Here is a 20,857-nt window from a genome sequence, read left to right on the forward strand (position 1 = left end):
GCTCCATCACAACGTTGACACCATCCCTCTTTTTGGAAAACTTTGGAAACAATGCCATGAAATTAACCCTCACGCTGTTCCTCTATTGCACCTTTGCCTCTGCTCTGGTTTCCCAGAGCCCTGTCAGACTGATAACATCATGCAGACATGCCTGGATGTATACGCCACTCCCGGCGCAAAGTTCACCGTTAATGTCAGGGACAACCGATGTACCGTCCCGGACTAAGTAGATATTTTCGGCTGATACCGGATCTACTCTGTGAAGTTCCAGCGCGTCCACAGGACATGCAACAACACAATTATTACAGCCGGTACAATGCTCCCTTTTGATATGCACTGCACATGCCATGAGTTCACGCACCAGCTATGATCGATTCCAAAATCGATTATCAAAAGAGTGGTGGAAGAATCTAGATAAATGTTCTGAAATTTATCGCTGATAAACGGCCATTTTATTCATTTTTTTTAATTTTCCTTTATAAGCAGTCCCGTCGTGTTAAGCAATTATGGTGTACTTTTTGGTCATATTCCGGTGCGCTCTGTACCTTGTAATCAAATGAGAAAATTTATTCAGTAATAATTGTGGTACTGTTGATATACCGGAGGTTATGTTAGAATGGAAATTAATGGCGTTACAATCGACAACACCTATGCAGAAGCATTCCCGACCTGGGTCTGCCGGGTGATCATTACAGCAGTGACAAAAGACTGGGCCCTTAAGGCAGCGACCGAGGCAACCGGGTTTGCGACCTCGGCTATCGGCTGCCCGTGCGAAGCGGGCATCGAGAGCGTCCTTTCCGGGAGCGAGACACCTGACGGAAGGCCGGGTGTAGCTATCCTGATCTGCGCAAGCAAGAAGAAACTCAAGGAGCAGGTCGTGGAACGGCTTGCCGAATGTGTCCTGACTGCACCGACAACAGCGGTCTTCAACGGTATCACCGATGCAGAAGAGAAGATCCCGGTCAAGCTTCACTTCTTTGGTGACGGGTACGAGTACCAGAAGGAAGTTGGCGGCAGGAAGTGCTGGGCGATTCCGATCATGAACGGCGAGTACATCGGTGAAGAGGAATTCGGTATTGTCAAGGGTGTTGCCGGAGGCAACTTCTTTATCATGGGCGAGAACCAGATGGCAGCCCTGGTGGGTGCCCAGGCAGCTTCGGACGCGATTGCGGGAGTAAAGGGCGTTATCACGAGTTTCCCAGGTGGAGTCGTGGCGAGCGGTTCCAAGGTGGGCAGCCTGAAGTACAAGTTCATGGTTGCAACGACGAACGAGAAGTACTGCCCGACACTCCGCGAGAAAGTGGCAGACAGCAAGGTCCCGGCCGGCATCAAGGCGGTCTACGAAATTGTTATCGACGGTGTTGACGAGAAGAGCGTTGCCGCTGCGATGGGAGCCGGTATCAAGGCAGCAGTGCAGGTACCGGGTGTGAAGTTCATTTCTGCCGGGAACTTTGGCGGCAGTCTCGGACCCTTCAAGCTGGAACTTGAAAAAGTCCTTTAAAATCTCTTTTTTCCTGGAAAAAATTTTTGCAGTCATGGAATTCTATAAATATTTTTATTGCCGAATAGTTTGTTAACGAAAATTTCGGCGATAACATGATCACACTTACACCCGACGACGTGAAGCAGCGGTTCGGCCCGCTCTTCTCAAAGAAATTTCTGGTGATGGTTGACGAAAAGGCGGGTTTCGCAGAGATCCTTGAGCAGTGTCGCGCCCGTGGCACGATCGAGTGGGACGCGATGAACCGATCCCGCGCCGGTGGTGCGGTGGCATCGTGTGCAGTCGAGGGGAGCACGATGACGATACGGGCACATCTTGGCCAGCACAAGGTCAATTTCGGGGCTGCCGGTGATACAATAGGCGGGCAGGCCCTTGAAGGTGTAGAAGTGAACGGCGACGAGGTCATCACGACATGGGCCGGTATTGCCGGCGCCGGTGTCGGTATCGCGGCCTGCCTCCCGCAGGCACCGGGTGTCACCCGGACGGAATATCCCTCAGAGGATGATCTTAATGTGGGTGGAGCACGGACCAACCATGTCCGTATCATCTCGCCCCGGTACGAGAAGATCTGTTTTGGTATTGACGATACGGACACAAAGCAGGAAGGTGCGACCTGGGTCATGGCCCTCAAGTGTGCAGAGGCGTGCAAAATCGAGGGAGTGGAATTCCTGAACATGCGTCTTGTCCAGCTCAACCCGGCCGTCCCCAACAAGACGACAAACTGTGTTGGTTCTGCGCTGAACTTCGCCGCACGACCCGAAAGTATTGAAGCACTCCGTAAATTTGTCTGCACGTTTGTTGAGGAGCATACCTTCTCAAAGGATACCGGGATCGCGTTCATCCAGGGTATAGGCTCTTTAAAGGACTCCCCGGCGGCAAAAGCCATCAAGATGGAGATTGTGATCCTTGATGATGCCGAACGGGAGGCACGGAGGCTTGGTATCGAGTATCTCGACCATACCGGGCGGAAGGGGAGGATCGGTGCACTCGGTGCGGTGCTCTGGGCGAACCGGGGAATTGAGGCGGCGGGGTTGTATGGCGAGCATCTCTGATCCCTACGTGATTAAGTACCCGCAGATCGTTGCGGTGGCGGACGAGAGCGGGAGCAGGGTCGAACTGATCGAATTCTTTGACTGCGTAGGGGGGGCCATGTGGACGCAGCATCATTACCAGAAGAGTCCGCTTGTCGAGAGTGTCCAGTCTGTAGGGTCGACGACACGGTTCATGCTCCGGCCCGGTGCCGTGGACCTGGCTCTCGAAGGCTCCCGGTTCCCCGCCGGGATCTCCGGTGTGTCGGTGACAGAAAACGAGATCGCGATAACCTACATCGGCATGGGCGGCGGGGGTGTGGGTGCAACTTCCTGCCGTGCTGCTGCAAAAGGCGTGCTGCGGGAACGCTGCGATCCCGCCGGTGGAGGGAAAATTGCCGGCGCCACGCTCTGGCTTCCCCGGCGGCAGCGGGTGCTGATCGGTGTTGATGATACCGATACCAGCGAGGAGGGAGCGACGTGGACGCTTGTCCACAATATCGCAAAAGCCGTGGAGGACGAGCAGTCGGTCTACCTTTCGCACACAATTGTCCAGCTCTTCCCGGTTCCGTACCGGACCAAGAACTGCGTAAGTCTGGTCGTGGAGTTTGCCACGACTGAACCTGAACACCTGACAGAGCGGTTCCGTGAACTGCTTGAAAAATACACCCTTTCACAGAAGACCGGTATGGCGGTATATACCGGTTTTTCCCCCTCTGATGCCCTGCTCGCGTACGGGCGGAACGTGAAACGGGGTGAGGTCGGACCAGACCTTGTACAGAACCTTACCGATCCCGCTCTTCGCGTGATCATGAACGGGAGGGGGATTACCGGGGCGGTGGCGGCCCTGCCGTTTTATACGCGATATGAGGAGGCGCTTGAGTTATGCAGTGGAAAGACCTAAAAGCCCGTCTGCTGTCGGCCGGTTCTGCCCGGATAAGCGGTGAACCTGCGGAGGATTTTATCGCCAAATCCACGGCAGGCCCGGGTGCAGGGGGAAAAGGCTCGGTGTTCTTTGCCATGGGCAGCCACCGGGTCAAGCTTGCGATCAACCCGTCATCCCCGGTAGAGATCGCCCACCGGGGCGGCGGTGTCGCCGACCTGTATTTTGAGGACCAGCAGATCCCGGGCCGGCTCATCCGGCCGGGGCTCCACTGCCCGGACCAGGCATTCATCACGGTAACGGAGAGCTGCATTTTTTCCTGCCGTTACTGCACCGTTCCCCGTCTCTCCGGGAAACGCAAGACGATTGAAGAGATCATGAATCTCGTTGAGTCGGTCCGGCACCGGATCAGCGCAATCTCCCTCACGAGTGGTGTTGCCGGGAGCATAGAGGAGGAAGAAGCCTATGTCTGCGAAGTGATCCGGCACCTTTCCTTCTTTGACCTGCCCATCGGTGTTTCCATCTACCCAACAGAAAACACCCCGGATAAACTATTTTCCCTTGGTGTAGCAGAGGTGAAATTCAATATAGAGGCAGCGACCCCGGAACTATTTGCTACGCAGTGTCCCGGTCTTGATTATGACCGCCTCTGGCGGGTCCTCGATCGCTCAGTTGAACTCTTCGGTAAGAACCGGGTCTTCTCCAATGTCATCATCGGACTTGGGGAGACCGATGCTGAAATGGAGGCCTGTATCACCCGGCTCACGTCCCATGGTGTGATCCCGGTCCTGCGCCCGCTCAACCCGGTTGCCGGGTTCACCGGGACTCCCCGCCCGTCAGCAGAACGACTAAAAAACCTCTATACCGTGCATGCCCGGGCGATTGCTGCCGCAGGACTCGATCCCTCCGGTGCCCTTACGATGTGCACAAACTGTGCAGGGTGCGATCTCGTGCCCGGGAGGGATGAATGAAGGGTGTGGAGGCTCTTGCTGAGGCGATCTGTGCCGGTACCGACCGGCAGTACACGGTCCCGGGCTTCCCGGTAACGGAGCTGGGTGCGCTTGCCCGGGCTGAGGTGGTCATCAACGAGAAGACGGCGCTCGAATATGCGCTGGGGGATTCCCTTTCCGGCAAACGAGCTGCGGTGATCATAAAGAATGTGGGCGTGAATGCCTGCGCCGATCCCCTGCTCCAGGCCTCCGCACAGGGACTTATCGGCGGAGTTCTCCTTGTTGTCGGTGACGATCCCGAGGCAAAAGGTTCCCAGACGGCGCAGGACTCCCGTTATTACGGGGAACTGGCGGAGCTTCCCGTGATCGAGCCAGACGGGACTACCTGCTATTCCGGGGTCGAAGCCGCACTTTCTGCCTCCGAACAGTTCTCCCGGGTTGCCATGCTCCGGCTCACCCCGCAGCTGCTGGACGCCGATGCCTGTGGTACGGTGGTCCCCCGGGGAGACCGGAAGGGCCGGTTATCCGACCGGACCTGGACGATGAACGGGCGGGTGACCGCTGCAGAGGACGTCTACCGGACGATGTTTGCGTGGTCTGATGCGTCCCCCTTGAACCGGTGGGATGGGGAACCGCTCGGTGCCGGTCCGGCCCCGGGACGTTCCCGGGTCGTGACGGCAAATCCCCTTCCTGCCCGTGTCGCAGAGCTGCACGAGGTTCACGAGTACGGCAGGCCGTTTGTCCGGGATCACCGCGGGGTGATGCCACCCGATCCGCAGAAAGGGCCCGAATCGAGGGAAGACCGGGGGTTCTACAGGACATTCTGTAAAGAATGTCCGTTCAAGCCGCTGCTGGACCTTCTCAAAAGCCGGGACCTGCGGCTAATCTGCGATGCGGGGTGCTCGGTGTTCGGGATGACTCCCCCCTACGAACTCGGTGTTGCCAGTTACGGTATGGGTTCGAGCATCGCGGTCGCCGCACGGAGTACGCACGTGGCGCTTATCGGGGATTATGCGCTGCTCCACTCCGGGGTAAACGCCCTGATCGATGTGTATGAAAAGAGACTTCCGCTCCTGTGCATCGTGATGAAGAATCACTGCACCGCGATGACCGGTGGCCAGCCCGCCTTCGATCCCGTCCCCTACCTTGCCTGGGCCGATCCGGTTATCTGCCGTGCGGAAGATGAACGCCGCCTCCGCGAGGTCATCTGTCACCCGGATGCACCGGTTACCGTGGTTGTGGAAGCAGCATGCCCAAAGGGGGCACATCATGAAACCGTGGAATGTTGAGATCTGTGACGTAACGTTGAGAGACGGGGAGCAGACACCCGGGGTGTCGTTCTCCTGCGAAGAGAAGGTGGATATCGCCCGGACCCTGGATGCCATCGGCATCGAGGTGATCGAGGCAGGGTTCCCGGCAGTTTCCGAGAACGAAAAGAGGTGCGTAAAGACCATCGCACATCTCGGGCTCGATGCACGGATCTGCGGTTTTGCCCGGGCGAAAAAAGAGGATATCACGACCGCCATCGACTGCGGCGTCGACATGGTCTCCATCTTTATCCCGACTTCGGATCTTCACATCAGGCTCAAGTTCAAAAAACCCCGCGAACAGGTGCTTGACGATGCCCTTGCCATGATCGATTTTGCCCGGGATCACGGGGTCAGGGTGCGGTTTGCTGCGGAGGATGCCTCCCGGACCGACATCGTATTCCTCAAAGAGGTGTACCGGCGGGCCGCAGAGCACGGTGCTGTCCTGCTCAGTTTTGCCGACACGGTGGGCAGTTTGATTCCTGACGAGATGCGCACGATCATGACCGATCTCGTCTCGTCGGTCGACCGGCCGTTCTGCGCCCACTGCCACAACGACATGGGCTGCGCTGTTGCAAACACGATCACCGCAGCGCAGGCCGGGGCCTTCCAGCTCCACACTACGGTGAACGGTATCGGCGAGCGGTCGGGCAATGCCTCGCTTGAGGAGGTGCTCGTCATCCTGCGGCAGAAAGGTGGTATCGACCGGTATGACCTCTCGCACCTCACCACCCTCTCCCACAAGGTTGAGAAATACTCCGGGATCGCGCTCCCGAAGAACAAGCCGGTCACCGGGGAACTTGCGTTCTCGCACGAGAGCGGTATCCACATCGCCGCCATCCTTCAGGATCCTGCTACCTACGAGTATTTTTCCCCGGAACTGGTGGGTGGCGAACGGCATTTCCTCCTCGGCAAGCACACCGGGAGAAAAGCGCTCGAACATGTCGTAGCCACCCTTGGCTGCGACCTTTCTGAACCGCAGATCTGCCGGTTGCTTGACCTTGTTAAGGAACATTCCGAACAGAAGTGCAGCATCACGCCCGCCGTTTTACAAAAACTGATCCGGCGGGTGCAGCAGGAGACACCTGTATGAGCACGCTCTCGGAGCGGATCCTCGGCGCCGCCGCAGGGGAGTATGTCGACCGGAATGTTGACCGGGCGTATGCCCACGACGGGACCGGGGTTCTTGCGCTTGAAGCCTGGAAGAAGATGGGGGGCGACCGGTTGGGGAAAGAGACCGAATACTATCTCCAGTTCGATCACATCGCGCCGGCCAACAACAGCACGACGGCGACCCTCCAGCACGAACTCAGGGATTTTGCACACAGGACCTCCATGCACTTCTCGGATATCGGCTGCGGCATCTGCCACCAGCTGATGAGCGAAGGCGTCGTCCTGCCCGGTGAGATCGTAGTCGGTGCCGACTCCCACAGTGTCACGCCCGGGGCATTCGGGGCGTTTGCTACGGGTGTCGGTGCGACCGACATGGCGGGAATCTGGCTGACCGGGGAGACATGGTTCCGGGTCCCCGAATCCGTGGGAGTCAACCTCACCGGGAAGCTGAGCGGTGCGGCCGAGGCAAAAGACCTCGCGCTTACCTATGTGGGAAAACTCGGTGTGGACGGGGCTACCTACCAGGCACTCGAATTTGTCGGTGAGGGGGCACACCATCTCTCCATCGATGAACGTCTTGTCCTCTCCAATCTCTCGATGGAAGCCGGGGCAAAGGCCGGGCTTTTTTATGCGGATGATGTAACGGTGCGTTACCTGAAAGAGCGGGGTCATGCGGTCTTGCCACAGGTGCCCGAAGCCTGCTCGTACCTTAGTGAGATTGATATTGATCTCGCCGATATCGTTCCGCTGGTTGCAGTTCCTCCCCGGGTGGACACCGTTAAGCCTGTAGATGACCTGGCAGGCCTCTCACTTGACCAGGTGTTTGTCGGCACCTGCACGAACGGGAGATATTCCGATCTCGCCCGGTTCGCCCGGCTGGTCAAAGGCAGGAAAGTCGCGGTGCGGACAATTGTGGTCCCTGCTTCGGAGGAGATCCTTAAAAAAGCGATCCGGACCGGTGTGCTTGCCGATCTTGTCGAAGCGGGCTGCACCCTCGGGACACCGGGCTGCGGTCCCTGCCTTGGCTACCACATGGGCGTGCTCGGGGAGGGGGAGGTCTGTCTTTCGACCGCCAACCGTAACTTCAAAAACCGCATGGGTGTCGGCGGGGAGATCTACCTTGGCTCGGTCGCCACTGCCGCAGCAAGCGCCCTCGCAGGCGAGATCACGTCCCCGGAGGCGGCATAATGCAGGGCAAGGGCACAGCAGTCTGCCTGCCTGCCGACATCGACACCGACGTTATCATCGCCGGCCGGTACCTGCGGACCAAGGACCGGAGTATCTGGGCCACCCACGTCTTTGAGGATCTCGATCCTACACTTGCCGCCCGGCTCAAAGGGGCAGTCATTGTTGCCGGCAGGAACTTCGGGTGCGGGTCATCGCGGGAGCAGGCAGCCATTGCACTCCGGGAAGCCGGCGGTGTCGCCGTGATCGCCCCATCGTTTGCACGGATCTTCTTCCGGAACGCGATCAACCTCGGCCTTCCGCTCATCGAATCAGACCTGACCTGTAAAGAAGGAAGCACGGTCGCGTTTGATATTTCCGAAGGCTGGGTCGAAACCGAAGGGACACAGCATACGATCCGCCCGTTGTCCCCCCGGATGCAGGAGATTCTCATGGCCGGCGGCCTTGTGGAATACTGGAGGGTTCACTGGTGATCTTCCCGGAGCACTGCAAAGTCGTCGGGCTTGCCTCGACCAAACCCTGCGGCGACAAGGTCTATGCCATCAGCCGGTATCTTCTGCGGGAAACGGAGGCCGGGTATGAACTTGTCGAGGTCTCCCTTGACTCTGCGAAAAAAACGGTCATGCGGGATATTGTCTCGTCCCGGGTCCTTGCAACACCCGCTGAGGTCAGGCATTACCCGGAGAAGGTGCAGCTCAACGACCGGACCCGGCTCGTCCGGCTTGCCCTTGAAAGCGGGTACCGGTGCACCGTCTTTACCGGGGTCGAAGAAAACATGACGTTCGTACTCGATCCCGATCTTGCGGGATTCCTTACCGTACATGTCTACGATGTGATCCCTCCCCGCCCGACCCTTTCGGCGAGCTTAAAAGAGATGGAGGCAATCGGGCTCTTTGGGGAACTTTCGGTGATATTTGACCACCATATCCGGGACATCACTACAGTGCCCGCCGATATCTACCCCTGCCGGGCTGCCGGCTACACGCGGACGCTGGATGCCGACCCGCTGCAGGGTGGCGAACGGGTGGCCGGCTGCCTTACGGCAATGCAGTTCTGCACGGAGTGCCACGGGAAGGACTTCACCCTTGAAAACATCTGCCCGCTGGAGCAGATCAAAGAAGAGCCGTTTATCGCCCGGTGCTGCCGGTCGGAACGGGAAGGTGTCGGAACCTGGAACGGGAAGTTCGGGGCAATTGTTCACTGGGGTGCCAGTCCCGCAAAGATTGCCCGGTCGGTACAGGAACTGGTCAGTCAGTGGAGGAAGCGATGACGCGGATTGCAGTTGTCGAAGGTGACGGGATCGGCCATGAGGTAATCCCGGTTGCACAAAAAGTGCTTGCCGTGCTCCATCCCGAGTACGAATACTTCCCGGTTGAAGTGGGGTACGGGCGCTGGGAACAGACCGGTTGCCCCTGTGCGGACCGCGATATTGCGGAGCTCAAGACTGCGGACGCCGTCCTGTTCGGGGCGGTTACGACCCCGCCGATGAAGGATTACCAGAGCGTTATCCTCCGGATAAGAAAGGCGCTCGACCTGTACGCAAACCTGCGTCCGGTAAAAGGTGACGGATTTGATATCATGATCGTGCGGGAGAACACCGAGGGCTTGTACTCGGGGATAGAAGAAATTGGTCCGGACCGTGCGACGACGCTCCGGGTGGTGACCCGGGCGGGAACCGAACGGATCGTGAGAGCGGCGATCCGTCTTGCACAGCAGCGGCAGGGGAAACTCACGATCGGGCACAAGGCAAACGTGCTCAAGTCCGACGTCTTCTTCCGCGATATCTGCATGGCGGAGGCGAAAAAGGCCGGGGTGTCGTATAACGAAAAATTTATCGATGCTCTCGGTCTTGACGTCCTCCAGCACCCGCAGGCCTACGATGTGATCGTGACGACGAACATCTTTGGCGATATCCTCTCCGATGTTGCCTCGTACCTCGTCGGGGGTCTCGGCCTTGTGCCAAGCGCAAACATCGGCGACCGGTATGCCCTCTTTGAACCGGTGCACGGCAGTGCCCCGGATATCGCAGGGAAAAACCGGGCAAATCCGATCGCCGCCCTGCGGAGTGCTGCGATGCTCGTTTCGCACCTCGGCGATCCGGATGGGGCTGTGCGGATAGAATCCGCCATTCAGCAGGTCTTGGCGTCGGGTACCCGGACCCGGGACCTCGGCGGGTCGGCCGGGACCCGGGAGTTCGGCGACGCAGTTCTCCGGGTTCTCGGAACGCAGGGTTAACTCCCGATTTTTTTGGATACTGATTATCCGGGATGGAACGGCACCGATCCGTGTTATTCCGGCAGTCCTCTTTTTGTTGTGGAATCGGCCAGAAGATGGAAGAGGTATCCCAGGGCAAAGCAGGAGATGCCAGAGACAAGGAACGCATGGGAGATCAGCGGCGATGGCAGTAAACCGGCTGCCGCAGTTATGCCAAACGTTCCCACCATGCATTTCAGCGCTCGTTTACTGTGGAATATTCCCCGGTGTCTCCAGCTGGTCGGCGCTTCCAGGATATCCGGCATGAGTGAGCCGGTGACAACTGCGAAAAGTCCGAGTATGAAGAACTCACTGGTGGTTTCACGTATGAGACTGATCAGGTACGCGTAACCCAGAAATGCCAGTATCCCTATGATAAGGTGTGCACCTTTCCTCATTTCAGGTAATCTTTTGATGGCAGCGAGGAGATAAGCGCCGGCCGTGCATGGTGAAAGTATCCCCCGGCCCGGGAGGAGGGTGTGCTCTCTGGCCGTGGCTCCCTCCTTAAAACTTCCTGTTTTCTGGTATCCTCTCCGAAGACTGTTCCGCAGGTATTGCGACAGCCTGTCGCGTTTGTATATACTCGTATACGGTTTATGGGCGTTCTGGCAGCGGACGCGATAGTATCTGATCGAGTGTATCTTCACCTGCATAAAAGTAAAAAAATCGTGCCGGTTATCGCACGTCACGGATGATACGTTCTCGTCTGGTAACTGGTATGAATGCCCGGGTGGAAAGAAGCGAAGGAGAACGATGCAGGTCTCCCGTTCACCTTACGATCCAGTACCCGGCCCAGGAAAAAACGTCTGCCACATGTTCTTCCCATGCAGCCTCATCTGGAATATTCACTCCTGCTATATCAGTGTCCCAGAGTCCGCGAAGGTCAGCATTCACCGTGGAAAAGAAGCGCGATCCATCCTGTACCCGGCCGATATGGTTGCCCTGACGGTCGAGAATGAGAAGGCGAAAACAGGCATACTGGCGGCAGAGATCGGGACGGGAATGATGGACTGTGCAGAAAGCGTGTTTCGGATCCCGGAACCTGAGAAACGGGCATGCCATCGGACGGATCTGCCCGATATCCTGCGAGCGGAAAAGATCCACCTTGTCCGGATCGAGGGTAACCATCCGCTCTTCCCCGGTAACAGAGAAGCGGATCCGGAAGTTCATGGGATCGATCCGGTCTTCGATGCCGATGATGTCCCCCATGTAACTGCAACATTCCCCGCACTGCTGACACCGGAATGCCATCGATGGTCGCCTTGAGAGAGTGTGTGGCGGGGATGGGGATTAACGTGGCGAAATGAAAGCGGGGGTTACCTCCCTTGGTTCCAGCACCGTGATCCTGTGTTTCGTGTGGAGGTTTCATCAGATCTGGCTTGTTGTTTGCGGTCAAGGTGGGGGAGGGGGGTGGGGGGTATCCCCCCACCCAGTTAGACCTGAGAAGGGGGATCACCTCCCTCCCCATGTGCCGGCCCGGGTGGGGCTACCCCCTTATGGTTCCAGCACCATGATCCTGTGTTTCGCGTGGAGTCTTCGTCGGAGCAGGTTCGTTGTCTGCGGCCAAGGGGGGGAGGGGGATGGGGGGTACCCCCCACCCAGTTAGACCTGATAGGGGGGCATACCCCCCTCCCCTTGTGCCGGCCCGGGTTGGGGGTACCCTCCCCCCGCTTTCTGCGGTTGTGGGCCGGTTTTACACGAGTTCCCCTCTTTTAAACAAAATGCTCTTGCAGATCATTCCGTAACATATACAACCGATCCGGTTCGATTACTGTGGTTAGGAGTCACACGACGCATGGATATCGGTACCATCTGGTCAGTAATCGCAATACCCCTCCTGATCCTCGTCGCCCGTATCGGGGAAGCGAGCCTTGAATCGGTCAGGACGATCTACATCAGCAAGGGGCATGCGAACCTCGCAGCATACGTCGGGATCGTCAAGACCGGTATCTGGCTGATCTCCACCGGGCTTGTCCTTACCAACTTCACGCAGTACTGGAACCTCTTCGCATACCTCGCGGGATACGGTATCGGGACGGTGCTCGGCATGGCGATCGAGAACCTTATTTCGATCGGGTTTGTCATCGTCCGGCTCATCACGCCCGGTGACCCGCAGATCCTCATGTCCCGTCTCTCCACGCTTGGCTATGGCATGACCCGGATCGAAGGAACCGGGAGCTTCTCCGGCACGGTCAGCATCATCTTTATGATCGTCCCGAGAAAGGAGCTCTCCCGGCTCCTCTCGCTCATCTCCCGGGAATACCCGGATCTTCTCTATACCATCGAGGATGTCAGGAATATCAAGGACGGGGCGAGGATCTTCTATAAGGACCCGAAACGCCGTATCCTGAGTTTCTTCGGCATGTGATGCCCCGTAGCCGTGTCAGCATCAGAAAGGCTATCATCCGCTGCTCCCATCCTCATGGTAGAGAGAATAAAATGGACCATGAAACTGCAGAGACCTCGGGTAGGCACGGTACCATCCCCATCTTCAATCCGGAAACCGGGCGGGAAGAAGAGGTAGTCCCGGTGGTAAAGACAGACGCAGAATGGCAGGCGCAACTGACCCCCCGGCAGTTTGCGGTCGCACGAAAGCAGGAAACCGAATATCCCTTTACCGGTGCGTACCATGACTGCAAGGCGCACGGGATCTACCGGTGCGCCTGCTGCCGGACTGCCCTTTTTGGATCAGAGACCAAATTCGACTCCGGCACCGGTTGGCCGAGTTTCTTTGCGCCGGTTTCGCCGCTCAATGTCGTCACCCGGACAGACTCCTCCCAAGGGATGGTGCGCACCGAAGTCCTCTGCGCCCGGTGCGGGGCGCATCTCGGGCATGTCTTCGACGATGGCCCACAGCCCACGGGCAGACGTTACTGCATGAACTCTGCGGCACTCCTGCTCCAAAAAACACCCCTCCCTGAAGAACCGGCAGACTGATCCTGTTGTAATTGCATTTGTTTAAAATCCGGAAAAATCGTTGCCGGGGCCGTGCTCTTTATGTGGTTATCCGCTGACGGCTAAAGTGAAGATCATGGAAAAAAAGGACGATCTGCAAGCGATAGAGACGATCATCGGGTACCATTTTTTCGAGCGTCAGCACCTGATCCGGGCACTGACACACCCGGCCTATGCAAATGAGTTAATCCAGAAAAACCGGATCTGCCTTACCCAGGAGGCCTACAGCACTCTTGGCGACGCGGTGCTCAAGACCAGCCTTATCTTGTTTCTGATGGAAAAAGGCATCCAGAGTAAAGGCGGGATTACCAGCGTAAAAGAACAGCTGGAGGACAATGGCAGCCTTGCGAAAGTCGGCAGGCGCATGAAGATCAAAAGGTTCATCCGGCTCGGGCGGGGAGAAAAAGACCTCTGGCGATCCGGGGAAGACACGATCCTCGCCGATACCATGGAAGCCATCATCGGCGCAATCTTTCTTGACAGCGATGCGGGTCTCGGCGTGGTCAGGCAGTGCATCGGGACATGGTTTGAGCCCGAACTTGCGCAGATCAAAAAGGAGGAACCCCCCAAAAAAGTGGTTAAATCTCCTCTTTCCGCCCCCTCCAGACGTGCACCACCCAGAGGAACGACGTGGCCGTCGCGACGATCGTCGACACGATGAGGAGCGGCAGATACCACCACTGTGCTGCCATCTGCCCGGCCATGATCCCACTCCCGGCGATGGTGGCAATGGTATTCGGGACCAGAAAAGCGGTGCCGAGCACGGTCAGGTAAGCAGTCACAAGGGCAAACCGGTTGTTGAGGCTCTGGAGCTGGTTGTTGTAGATGCTCTGCATCACTTCGAGCCCCGAGGCGAGCACGTTTGACATCTGCTCCGAGAGTTCGATGTGGCGCTCGATGTTGTCGGAGAGGATCCCGATCCGGCCCAGCAGCTTCTCGTCGTTTGTGATCAGGTCTGCGTCCCCGTACTGGAGCGAGTTAATCACGTCTTTTGTCGCCCAGAGAACGTTTAAGTAATCGATCAGGACATGCTTCATCCGGTAGATCTGGTGGGCGATCTGCCTTTTTGCGATGTTCTCCTCGATCAGCGATTTGCTGATATCATCGCCGTGCATTTCGATCTCCCGGAGGTACTCAAAGTTCCGGTCGTTATTCTCGTCGATGATCCGCTCGAGCATCAGGGTGATCTTGTCGCAGGTACACTCGGCACTGATACGCTTGAAAAACGGCTGGGCATACCGGGAGAACCGGAGCAGGCGGTTGATATCCTCGGAATGGAGGGTCAGGATGAAATTTTCACGGATCAGGACAAAGAGCGGGTGAACCGTCATATCGTCGCCCTTCATGGTCACCGACGGGAGCATGATGCCCAGTTCGGTGTCGTAGTCCTCGTACGCCGAGTAGAACCCGGTGGAGAGTTTGGGAATGGGGAGTTTTGTGAACCCGGCTGCTTGTGCTATCTGCTCGATATCCTGTACATCGTCCCGCGTGCTGTAATCGATCCATGCAATACTTGCACTGGGGATTGCTGTGAGGTATTCTTCCAGCGGGCGATCAACGAGCCGGTCGATCCTGCCGTCCTTTGACAGAATAATGCAGAAGTTGAGCGGGACCGGGCCTGGAGCCTGCGGCGATGCTGCCTTCTCTGAGTCTTGCGGGAACTGTGGGGTGCTATGAGTCTTCATGGTGGCATGTCCTTTGAACGTGACCGGTGAAAGAACCGGTCCCTGCCTGCGGTATCTGTTATTGTGTGTAGGAGCGTATAAGAGTTGCAGGAGGGTATGACGACGTGCAGGCCCGCACAGTTGTGGTACTGGCGTTCCAGTCCGGCGCCCGAAGTCGTGTGGTGCCTCCTGTGGCCGTGGGAGTTGTCATCTCTTGTCAGGTCAGGGACCCGGCACCTCCACCGGCTTCATCAGGTATATCTGTCCGGCAGGTGATATCCGGTTCATGAAAATCCTGCGGATTTTCTCGCCGTGCCTGATGGTTGTATTGGTTCTCATCTGCGGCTGCACGGCTCCTGATACGCCGTCCCCTGACGCGAACTCCTCGCCAATAGACGCATCCATTCCGACGCTCATATCCACGCCGTCCGAAAATTTTACTCTCACCGTGGACTCGGTCACACCCGGGGCCACGCTCCCGCAGGAATTCACCTGTGCCGGGGCATCCCGGACGCCCGGCCTCTCCTGGGTAAATCTCCCGTCAGGAACCAAAAGTTTTGTTTTGATCCTCGATGATCCTGACGCACCCTCCGGAACATTTACCCACTGGCTGGTCTACAATATCCCGCCGGATACCCAAAGTATCGATCCGGCACAACCCGATGTGAAAGTGCTGTCTGACGGGGCCCAGATCGGCATCAACAGCGCCGGCTTGAGGGGATATTACCCTCCCTGCCCCCCGGCCGGGAAACTCCACCGGTACATCTTCCGGCTGTACGCGGTGGATATGGTGATCACCCAGCCGACCGCAGACCGTGCTTCCATTGAAGGGGCGCTTGGGGGTCATACGCTCGGGGAGGCGCAGGTGGTCACGACGTTTAAGCGGTAGCCGTTTAGATAGTCTGGTCGGTCTCCTTTTGACCTTCAGCCGATGAACCGCGGACCGACAGGATAAATATGATGCAGACGACGAGAGCAAGTGCGCAACTCGCAAAAAATCCCGCTGCATACCCGATTGCGGTGACGATGATCCCGGTCGCGAGCGGCCCCCCGGACTGACCGATATCCATGATCGATGAGAGTGCGCCCATGGATGCCCCGATCTGCTCTTTTTTTGCGACATCAGCGACATAGGCGCTCGTGGCGACCGTGGAAAGTGACATGCCTATCCCGAAAACTGCGCTCACCAAAAAGAACTGGGTAAATGATGCGGCAAGGGAGATTGCTGCGACAGCACCGCCGGTAATGGCGAGCCCTGCGACAATCTGGATACGCTTGTCCACCCGGTCTGCTATCCTGCCAAAGAACGGTTTTGTCCCGGCAATGACAAGCACCTGTGCGGCAAAGATGATACCCGTCTGGAACGCACCGATCCCCAGACTGAAGAGGTAGAGCGGGAGGAAGGTTTCGACTGCCCCGAACGCGAAGTACGACGCCATGTCAACAAAGGCCGTCCCCCGGAGCCGGCGGTTGGAAAAGAACGTAATAAAACTCTCGCGGAAGACTGAAAACGGGAGGGTATTAAGCGGGAGAGACTGTTTTTCCGTATACAGCAGTGTCATGACAAAGACCGGCACCGCGGCGAGCGCTGCGGCGACATAGACCAGCCGGTATGGCAGCAGTCCGGGGTACATGACAAAACAGGTGATGATGGCACCACCTGCAAGCGGTGCAAGTGTCCGACCGATCAGCGTCGCAGAGGCGTACTGCCCGAGCATCTCGCCCTTGGTGTCCGGGAACCGTTCAGCGATAACCGCGGAGATGACCGGACCGAGGATCGCGGTTGCCATCCCGTGGAAGAACCTGACCGGGATAAGCCAGACCGGCGCCGTGATGAAGAGGTAAAGCACCGGGGCGATGAGGAATACCACACCGGACGCGACCAGCAGTCGCTTTCTCCCGATGCGATCGGAGATCACCCCGACCGGAAACGAGAAGAGGATACCTGCAAGGGGGGAGAATGCCGCGATGAGGCCGATAACGGTACTGTCTGCCCCGATTGCCTGCGAGAACAGGGGCAGGACCGGGTTCTTGGAGATAGTCGTCGAGAATATAGCAAAAAATCCCAGCAGGAAAAGATAATACATCATCTTTCGTTCAGGGATCAACGCACGCGGGACCGGGGTATCCTGAACACTCATTAGTACCAGAAAAAAGTGGGTGCGCCGGCATCATAAGGGTACTTCCCAACGGGTCATGTCAGGATACCATAATGGTCATATCGTTGTACATACAAACGTTTCATATGCTCCAAAAAATTTCCATGCCTGTGGCTTTTTCGATTATCCTGATTCTGGTGCTGATTGTGATGACGCCGGTTTCGGCACTCGGTGTGTCGGTCGCTGCCGCGACTACCCAGATGGTTCCGGCAAACGGGACTGCCGTCCAGACACCGGTGAGTACTGGTACCGTAACTACCTCCGTGACTACATCACCCGTCACTACGGGGACAACTGCTGTCGGTACGGCGTTATCATCCCCCAACGGCACGTCGTCCAGCTCTCCCGCGCCGGTCGTTACCACCCCTTCGCTGGCTGCCGGTTCAGAAACATCCGCACCCGTAACCCCCACGGTACTTTCAACGACTGCAGCAGAGCCCACGACGACATCCCCGGTTTCTCTCCCGACGGTAATTGCCGGTATCGGGATTGCCGGGCTTGCGATGATTCTGATAAAACGGCACTAATCTTTTTTTAACTCTTTATGAACGGCAGCACAACCATTACCCTTTGCGTGCTATATCCGGGAAATTCCTGAATCCATTTTCGGATGATGCAGGCTTTAAAAACGAAAACGCTTATGGTCTGGGCTGCTGCTGGGTGGCGCAGTGGAATGTCCCGAACCCCTCGACCATTGCACGGGCGTTTACTCCGGTTACGGTCCGGTCCGGGAAGAGTTTCTGGAGGATACGGATCGCCTCATCGTCGTGGGGATCGTCAAAGACCGGCACGATCACCACGGTGTTTCCGATATAGAAGTTTGTATAACTCGCCGGGAAACGTTCATCCCCGCTGACAACAGGGGCCGGCATCGGGAGTTTTATGATCGTGAATGTTTTGTTCTCCTGGTCGGTCGCCCGGGTCAGGATCTCGTAGTTCTCTTTGAGAGCCGCGTAATTTTCGTCTGCGGGGTTCTTTTCGAATGCACAGACGATGACCGATGGCGAAACAAACCGCGCGATATCGTCGACATGGCCATCGGTATCATCACCGGTTACACCGCGGTTCAGCCAGATGATGTTTACCACGCCGAGATATTCTTTGAGATAGTCTTCGAGATCCTCCTGCGTGAGGTCCGGGTTCCGGTTCGGGTTGAGGAGGCAGGCGCGGGTGGTCAGTACCGTACCGCTGCCGTTTGTATCGATCGATCCACCTTCGAGAATAATCCCCGGCCGGAACACGGGCTGGTCCAGCCACCTGTTCATATCGGTGGGGATCTTTCCGTCGGCAATCTGGTCTTCATATTTCCCGCCCCATGCATTGAATTCCCAGCGGATCATCGCGGATCTCTGAAGTGCCGGGTTTACCACGAACGTGGGGCCGTAATCACGGATCCACACGTCAGAATAGGTGATCGTCCGTATCGTGACCCGGGTCATGTCGATCTCCGCACTCCTCAGTCGTGCCTTTACCATCCTGTTTACCATGGGGTTGGGAACAAAGAGCTCGACGCGTTCCGATGGGGCAACTGCGGCGATAAATCTGACATATCCGTCTTCGACGTCCCTCAAGTGGGGGAATGTGTTCGTGTTATGCGGCCACGAGAGCCAGACGGCATCGTGCGGTTCCCACTCTGCAGGCATGAAATACCCCAGTTTCCTCGGGGTATCGCCTTTCCTCGGGATGGGGGCTGTCGCATCGTGTTCCGGCACCCGTGCACAGAGCGTGCTGTACGTATCGGGCCGTCGGTTCCTGAAAAACCCCCATGAATCCCTGATTGCCGTATTCATCCCCACATCGATACGGGCGAAAATGATCTCTTCTGTATCCCCGGCATGGGCAAGCAGTTTCCCGAATGCATCGCAGACAAACGATCCCCCGAAGAACCGGATTTCTCCTTCCTGTCCAACCCGGTTCGCCGCCGCCACATGCACGCTGTTTGCGATGGCATGGCTGCGCTGGATCAGTTCCCATGCTTCCTGCCAGTCTCCCTCTCCCGGCGGCTCTGCGCAGGGGTTCCCTATCGCTGTGGGGTAGAAGATCATCTCCGCCCCGTCAAGGGCCACGGACCGGGCTGCCTCGGGGAACCACTGGTCATAGCAGATGAGGACTGCGATGCGCCCGTACCGGGTAGTATGCACTGCATAGTGCTCGCCCGGATAGAAGTAGCATTTCTCAAAGAATCCCGGATCCTGTGGGATATGGATCTTATGATAGGGTGCATGCAGGCTCCCATCGGCATCGATCACGACGGCCGTGTTGTAGAACCTTCCTGACGGGGAGCGCTCGAAGACCGGGACGATGATGACGGCTGCATACTGGCGGGCGAGCCGGACAAATGCCTCTGTCGATTCACCGGGTACACTCTCTGCAAACTGATCCACATGGGTGCCAATCTGCTGCGGGAAGTACCGGGTACGGAACAGTTCGGGCAGGCAGATGATCTGTGCCCCTTTCTGTGCAGCGGTCTCCACTCGTGCAAGCGCCGTTTTGAGGTTCTCATCGATGTCCGGCCGGACCTCCATCTGGATGAGTGCGACCGTGAGGTTTGTGTGATCCATGTGCGAATGCTCTTGCTCTAGAGGGTTATTGCTCCATAAATATCATGCTATCCAAAGATGACGGTTTCACGGGCTTTTTTCGTAACTTCAGGGCCCCGGTGAGGGTTACGCTGCAGGGTCATTATCCGTCTCCTGCCGGGCAGACTTTCTTTTCTCCATCCATTCGGTGAACTGGCCCATGAGGGAGAGCACGGCGGGCATGATGAAGATTGCGCCGATGAGGGAGAACCCGACGGCGATGAGTGTGGAGATCCCGAAGTTACTGGTGATGGGGAAACTGGCGAGGCAGAGTGCCGAGAACCCAAAGAATGTAGCGAGACCCGAGACCGTAATGGCGGTCCCGATCCTGTTCACGCTTTCCTGGATGGCGGCAATATGGTCATGCAGGCGCTCCTCCTCTTCGGAGTACCGTTCCATCACGAGGATGGTGTATTCCGCAGCCACCCCGATGGTCATCGACCCGAGGGTTGCCGTGAGCGGGGAGTACGAGATGCCCATGATATACATCGCCACCGAGTTCCATCCGACGACCAGAACGATCGGGATGAGCGGTGAGATAGCGTGGACGTGCCGGTACACGAGGGCCAGGAACACAAAGATCAGCCCGAAGCCAAGGTAGGTCATGTCATCCTTTGAGGAGGACAGCCCGCCGATGAGGGTGGTCATGATATCGAAGCTTCCCACGGGCTGGACAGTGATCCCCGGCGGAGGCTGGAGGAAGGCGATATCACTGACCATTACTTTCTTGAGATCCTCTTCCTGAGGGATCTGGAGGGAAATAGTTCCAAAGTGAATGACGCCCCGCATCGACCCGCTGATGTACTGGTCTTTTACGCCGGAGGGTATTTTGTCAAGCACCCGGTTGAGCTGGCTCTGGGTCTGGGGCATCTCCCCGTTGTTATAAGCGAGGATGTATGTCACGATACTGGTCGATGAGGTCAGTTCCGAATGTCTGGACAGTTCGAAATCCTGGAACGATTTCATCCACTGGATCGTATCGAGGTCTGTGACCCGGCCTCCCTCAACGTAGAAGTCGGCAGTACTCGTTGCCCCCAGGATCCGTGTGACCTTGTCCATCTGGATCTTTGCCGGCATATCGCTCGGGACGAAATTGTTCTCGTTTGCCTCAATCGGGATAAGCGGGTCGATCTGGAACCCGATCACGGCGATGAGCGCTGCAATAAGGAGTATCGGGACCGGGTTTTTCGCGATCTTGACTGAAGTGCTGGTGAGGAACTGGCCATAGGACCAGGACGTTTTCTTTTGGGCCGGGAGCGTGTTGCAGGCATCATCGCCGA

The 20,857-nt window shown here is 57.3% G+C and carries 22 protein-coding genes; 15 read left to right on the forward strand and 7 right to left on the reverse strand.

Annotated elements, in window-relative coordinates:
- Positions 1-82 precede the first annotated feature (82 nt).
- Positions 83-349 carry a 4Fe-4S dicluster domain-containing protein gene (locus WCE46_RS07575; RefSeq protein WP_424733087.1) on the reverse strand — a complete coding sequence of 89 codons (267 nt, stop codon included), beginning with the start codon at positions 347-349 and terminating at the stop codon, positions 83-85.
- Positions 350-616: 267 nt separating this feature from the next.
- On the opposite strand from WCE46_RS07575, the gene fhcD reads away from it, so the two are divergent.
- The 10 genes from fhcD to WCE46_RS07625 all read left to right on the forward strand — a co-directional run bounded on the left by fhcD (position 617) and on the right by WCE46_RS07625 (position 10,202).
- Complete coding sequence (fhcD, locus tag WCE46_RS07580; protein ID WP_424733088.1) at positions 617-1,501, forward strand: formylmethanofuran--tetrahydromethanopterin N-formyltransferase; 885 nt, start codon at positions 617-619, stop codon at positions 1,499-1,501.
- 95 nt (positions 1,502-1,596) lie between these two features.
- Positions 1,597-2,553 carry a tRNA(Ile2) 2-agmatinylcytidine synthetase gene (locus tag WCE46_RS07585; RefSeq protein WP_424733089.1) on the forward strand — a complete coding sequence of 319 codons (957 nt, stop codon included), beginning with the start codon at positions 1,597-1,599 and terminating at the stop codon, positions 2,551-2,553.
- A complete protein-coding gene (gene mmp11, locus WCE46_RS07590; protein WP_424733090.1) occupies positions 2,537-3,433 on the forward strand; it encodes a methanogenesis marker protein 11 in 897 nt (298 codons plus the stop codon). The genes WCE46_RS07585 and mmp11 overlap by 17 nt, the downstream gene beginning before the upstream one ends.
- Positions 3,415-4,383: a radical SAM protein gene (locus WCE46_RS07595; protein ID WP_424733091.1), complete on the forward strand. Its 969-nt coding sequence runs from the start codon at positions 3,415-3,417 to the stop codon at positions 4,381-4,383. The genes mmp11 and WCE46_RS07595 overlap by 19 nt, the downstream gene beginning before the upstream one ends.
- Positions 4,380-5,651: a thiamine pyrophosphate-dependent enzyme gene (locus WCE46_RS07600; protein ID WP_424733092.1), complete on the forward strand. Its 1,272-nt coding sequence runs from the start codon at positions 4,380-4,382 to the stop codon at positions 5,649-5,651. The genes WCE46_RS07595 and WCE46_RS07600 overlap by 4 nt, the downstream gene beginning before the upstream one ends.
- Positions 5,632-6,762, forward strand: coding sequence for a homocitrate synthase family protein (locus tag WCE46_RS07605; protein WP_424733093.1), 1,131 nt, complete (start codon positions 5,632-5,634; stop codon positions 6,760-6,762). Before WCE46_RS07600 ends, WCE46_RS07605 begins: the two co-directional genes overlap by 20 nt.
- Complete coding sequence (locus tag WCE46_RS07610; protein ID WP_424733094.1) at positions 6,759-7,970, forward strand: aconitase/3-isopropylmalate dehydratase large subunit family protein; 1,212 nt, start codon at positions 6,759-6,761, stop codon at positions 7,968-7,970. Before WCE46_RS07605 ends, WCE46_RS07610 begins: the two co-directional genes overlap by 4 nt.
- Positions 7,970-8,440: a 3-isopropylmalate dehydratase gene (locus WCE46_RS07615; RefSeq protein ID WP_424733095.1), complete on the forward strand. Its 471-nt coding sequence runs from the start codon at positions 7,970-7,972 to the stop codon at positions 8,438-8,440. Before WCE46_RS07610 ends, WCE46_RS07615 begins: the two co-directional genes overlap by 1 nt.
- Positions 8,437-9,237, forward strand: coding sequence for a DUF7714 family protein (locus tag WCE46_RS07620; protein ID WP_424733096.1), 801 nt, complete (start codon positions 8,437-8,439; stop codon positions 9,235-9,237). The genes WCE46_RS07615 and WCE46_RS07620 overlap by 4 nt, the downstream gene beginning before the upstream one ends.
- Positions 9,234-10,202 carry an isocitrate/isopropylmalate dehydrogenase family protein gene (locus WCE46_RS07625; RefSeq protein WP_424733098.1) on the forward strand — a complete coding sequence of 323 codons (969 nt, stop codon included), beginning with the start codon at positions 9,234-9,236 and terminating at the stop codon, positions 10,200-10,202. Before WCE46_RS07620 ends, WCE46_RS07625 begins: the two co-directional genes overlap by 4 nt.
- A 53-nt stretch (positions 10,203-10,255) precedes the next feature.
- On the opposite strand, the gene WCE46_RS07630 is transcribed toward WCE46_RS07625, so the two are convergent.
- Both WCE46_RS07630 and WCE46_RS07635 read right to left on the reverse strand, forming a co-directional pair.
- Positions 10,256-10,618, reverse strand: a complete 363-nt coding sequence (locus tag WCE46_RS07630; protein ID WP_424733099.1) for a metal-dependent hydrolase — start codon at positions 10,616-10,618, stop codon at positions 10,256-10,258.
- Between the two features lie 370 nt (positions 10,619-10,988).
- The gene (locus WCE46_RS07635; protein ID WP_424733100.1) at positions 10,989-11,471 is read right to left on the reverse strand and encodes a YkgJ family cysteine cluster protein; all 483 of its coding nucleotides are present in this window, start codon (positions 11,469-11,471) and stop codon (positions 10,989-10,991) included.
- A gap of 544 nt (positions 11,472-12,015) precedes the next feature.
- Here WCE46_RS07635 and WCE46_RS07640 point away from each other — a divergent pair.
- From WCE46_RS07640 to WCE46_RS07650, 3 genes are all read left to right on the forward strand, one after another.
- A complete protein-coding gene (locus WCE46_RS07640; RefSeq protein ID WP_424733101.1) occupies positions 12,016-12,588 on the forward strand; it encodes a DUF2179 domain-containing protein in 573 nt (190 codons plus the stop codon).
- 71 nt (positions 12,589-12,659) lie between these two features.
- Positions 12,660-13,157, forward strand: a complete 498-nt coding sequence (gene msrB / locus WCE46_RS07645) for a peptide-methionine (R)-S-oxide reductase MsrB (protein WP_424733102.1) — start codon at positions 12,660-12,662, stop codon at positions 13,155-13,157.
- Positions 13,158-13,251: 94 nt separating this feature from the next.
- A complete protein-coding gene (locus tag WCE46_RS07650; protein ID WP_424733109.1) occupies positions 13,252-13,836 on the forward strand; it encodes a ribonuclease III domain-containing protein in 585 nt (194 codons plus the stop codon).
- Here the strand turns inward: WCE46_RS07650 and WCE46_RS07655 are convergent.
- On the reverse strand, positions 13,754-14,860 hold the full coding sequence (locus WCE46_RS07655; RefSeq protein ID WP_424733103.1) for a CorA family divalent cation transporter: 1,107 nt from the start codon (positions 14,858-14,860) through the stop codon (positions 13,754-13,756). The genes WCE46_RS07650 and WCE46_RS07655 overlap by 83 nt on opposite strands.
- 298 nt (positions 14,861-15,158) lie before the next feature.
- Here WCE46_RS07655 and WCE46_RS07660 point away from each other — a divergent pair, with 298 nt between their 5' ends.
- A complete protein-coding gene (locus tag WCE46_RS07660; protein WP_424733104.1) occupies positions 15,159-15,728 on the forward strand; it encodes a YbhB/YbcL family Raf kinase inhibitor-like protein in 570 nt (189 codons plus the stop codon).
- 4 nt (positions 15,729-15,732) lie between these two features.
- Here WCE46_RS07660 and WCE46_RS07665 read toward each other — a convergent pair whose 3' ends face one another.
- A complete protein-coding gene (locus WCE46_RS07665; RefSeq protein WP_424733105.1) occupies positions 15,733-16,980 on the reverse strand; it encodes an MFS transporter in 1,248 nt (415 codons plus the stop codon).
- Positions 16,981-17,108: 128 nt separating this feature from the next.
- Between WCE46_RS07665 and WCE46_RS07670 the strand changes: the two genes are divergently transcribed.
- A complete protein-coding gene (locus WCE46_RS07670; protein ID WP_424733106.1) occupies positions 17,109-17,525 on the forward strand; it encodes a hypothetical protein in 417 nt (138 codons plus the stop codon).
- Positions 17,526-17,636: 111 nt separating this feature from the next.
- Here the strand turns inward: WCE46_RS07670 and WCE46_RS07675 are convergent, their stop codons facing one another.
- Complete coding sequence (locus tag WCE46_RS07675; RefSeq protein WP_424733107.1) at positions 17,637-19,559, reverse strand: agmatine deiminase family protein; 1,923 nt, start codon at positions 19,557-19,559, stop codon at positions 17,637-17,639.
- Positions 19,560-19,664: 105 nt separating this feature from the next.
- Positions 19,665-20,857, reverse strand: a 1,193-nt coding sequence (locus tag WCE46_RS07680; protein WP_424733108.1) for an efflux RND transporter permease subunit, incomplete at its 5' end; no start/stop codon positions are given.

This window comes from Methanoregula sp. (genome assembly GCF_049690535.1).
In the GTDB taxonomy this organism is placed as follows: domain Archaea; phylum Halobacteriota; class Methanomicrobia; order Methanomicrobiales; family Methanospirillaceae; genus Methanoregula.

Excerpts from the sequence above, each read along its gene's own strand:
- WCE46_RS07575 (WP_424733087.1), bottom strand. The coding sequence starts at position 349 with ATGGCATGTGCAGTGCATATCAAAAGGGAGCATTGTACCGGCTGTAAT.
- fhcD (WP_424733088.1), top strand. The coding sequence starts at position 617 with ATGGAAATTAATGGCGTTACAATCGACAACACCTATGCAGAAGCATTC.
- WCE46_RS07585 (WP_424733089.1), top strand. The coding sequence starts at position 1,597 with ATGATCACACTTACACCCGACGACGTGAAGCAGCGGTTCGGCCCGCTC.
- mmp11 (WP_424733090.1), top strand. The coding sequence starts at position 2,537 with ATGGCGAGCATCTCTGATCCCTACGTGATTAAGTACCCGCAGATCGTT.
- WCE46_RS07595 (WP_424733091.1), top strand. The coding sequence starts at position 3,415 with ATGCAGTGGAAAGACCTAAAAGCCCGTCTGCTGTCGGCCGGTTCTGCC.
- WCE46_RS07600 (WP_424733092.1), top strand. The coding sequence starts at position 4,380 with ATGAAGGGTGTGGAGGCTCTTGCTGAGGCGATCTGTGCCGGTACCGAC.
- WCE46_RS07605 (WP_424733093.1), top strand. The coding sequence starts at position 5,632 with ATGAAACCGTGGAATGTTGAGATCTGTGACGTAACGTTGAGAGACGGG.
- WCE46_RS07610 (WP_424733094.1), top strand. The coding sequence starts at position 6,759 with ATGAGCACGCTCTCGGAGCGGATCCTCGGCGCCGCCGCAGGGGAGTAT.
- WCE46_RS07615 (WP_424733095.1), top strand. The coding sequence starts at position 7,970 with ATGCAGGGCAAGGGCACAGCAGTCTGCCTGCCTGCCGACATCGACACC.
- WCE46_RS07625 (WP_424733098.1), top strand. The coding sequence starts at position 9,234 with ATGACGCGGATTGCAGTTGTCGAAGGTGACGGGATCGGCCATGAGGTA.
- WCE46_RS07630 (WP_424733099.1), bottom strand. The coding sequence starts at position 10,618 with ATGAGGAAAGGTGCACACCTTATCATAGGGATACTGGCATTTCTGGGT.
- WCE46_RS07635 (WP_424733100.1), bottom strand. The coding sequence starts at position 11,471 with ATGGCATTCCGGTGTCAGCAGTGCGGGGAATGTTGCAGTTACATGGGG.
- WCE46_RS07640 (WP_424733101.1), top strand. The coding sequence starts at position 12,016 with ATGGATATCGGTACCATCTGGTCAGTAATCGCAATACCCCTCCTGATC.
- msrB (WP_424733102.1), top strand. The coding sequence starts at position 12,660 with ATGGACCATGAAACTGCAGAGACCTCGGGTAGGCACGGTACCATCCCC.
- WCE46_RS07650 (WP_424733109.1), top strand. The coding sequence starts at position 13,252 with ATGGAAAAAAAGGACGATCTGCAAGCGATAGAGACGATCATCGGGTAC.
- WCE46_RS07655 (WP_424733103.1), bottom strand. The coding sequence starts at position 14,860 with ATGAAGACTCATAGCACCCCACAGTTCCCGCAAGACTCAGAGAAGGCA.
- WCE46_RS07660 (WP_424733104.1), top strand. The coding sequence starts at position 15,159 with ATGGTTGTATTGGTTCTCATCTGCGGCTGCACGGCTCCTGATACGCCG.
- WCE46_RS07665 (WP_424733105.1), bottom strand. The coding sequence starts at position 16,980 with ATGAGTGTTCAGGATACCCCGGTCCCGCGTGCGTTGATCCCTGAACGA.
- WCE46_RS07675 (WP_424733107.1), bottom strand. The coding sequence starts at position 19,559 with ATGGATCACACAAACCTCACGGTCGCACTCATCCAGATGGAGGTCCGG.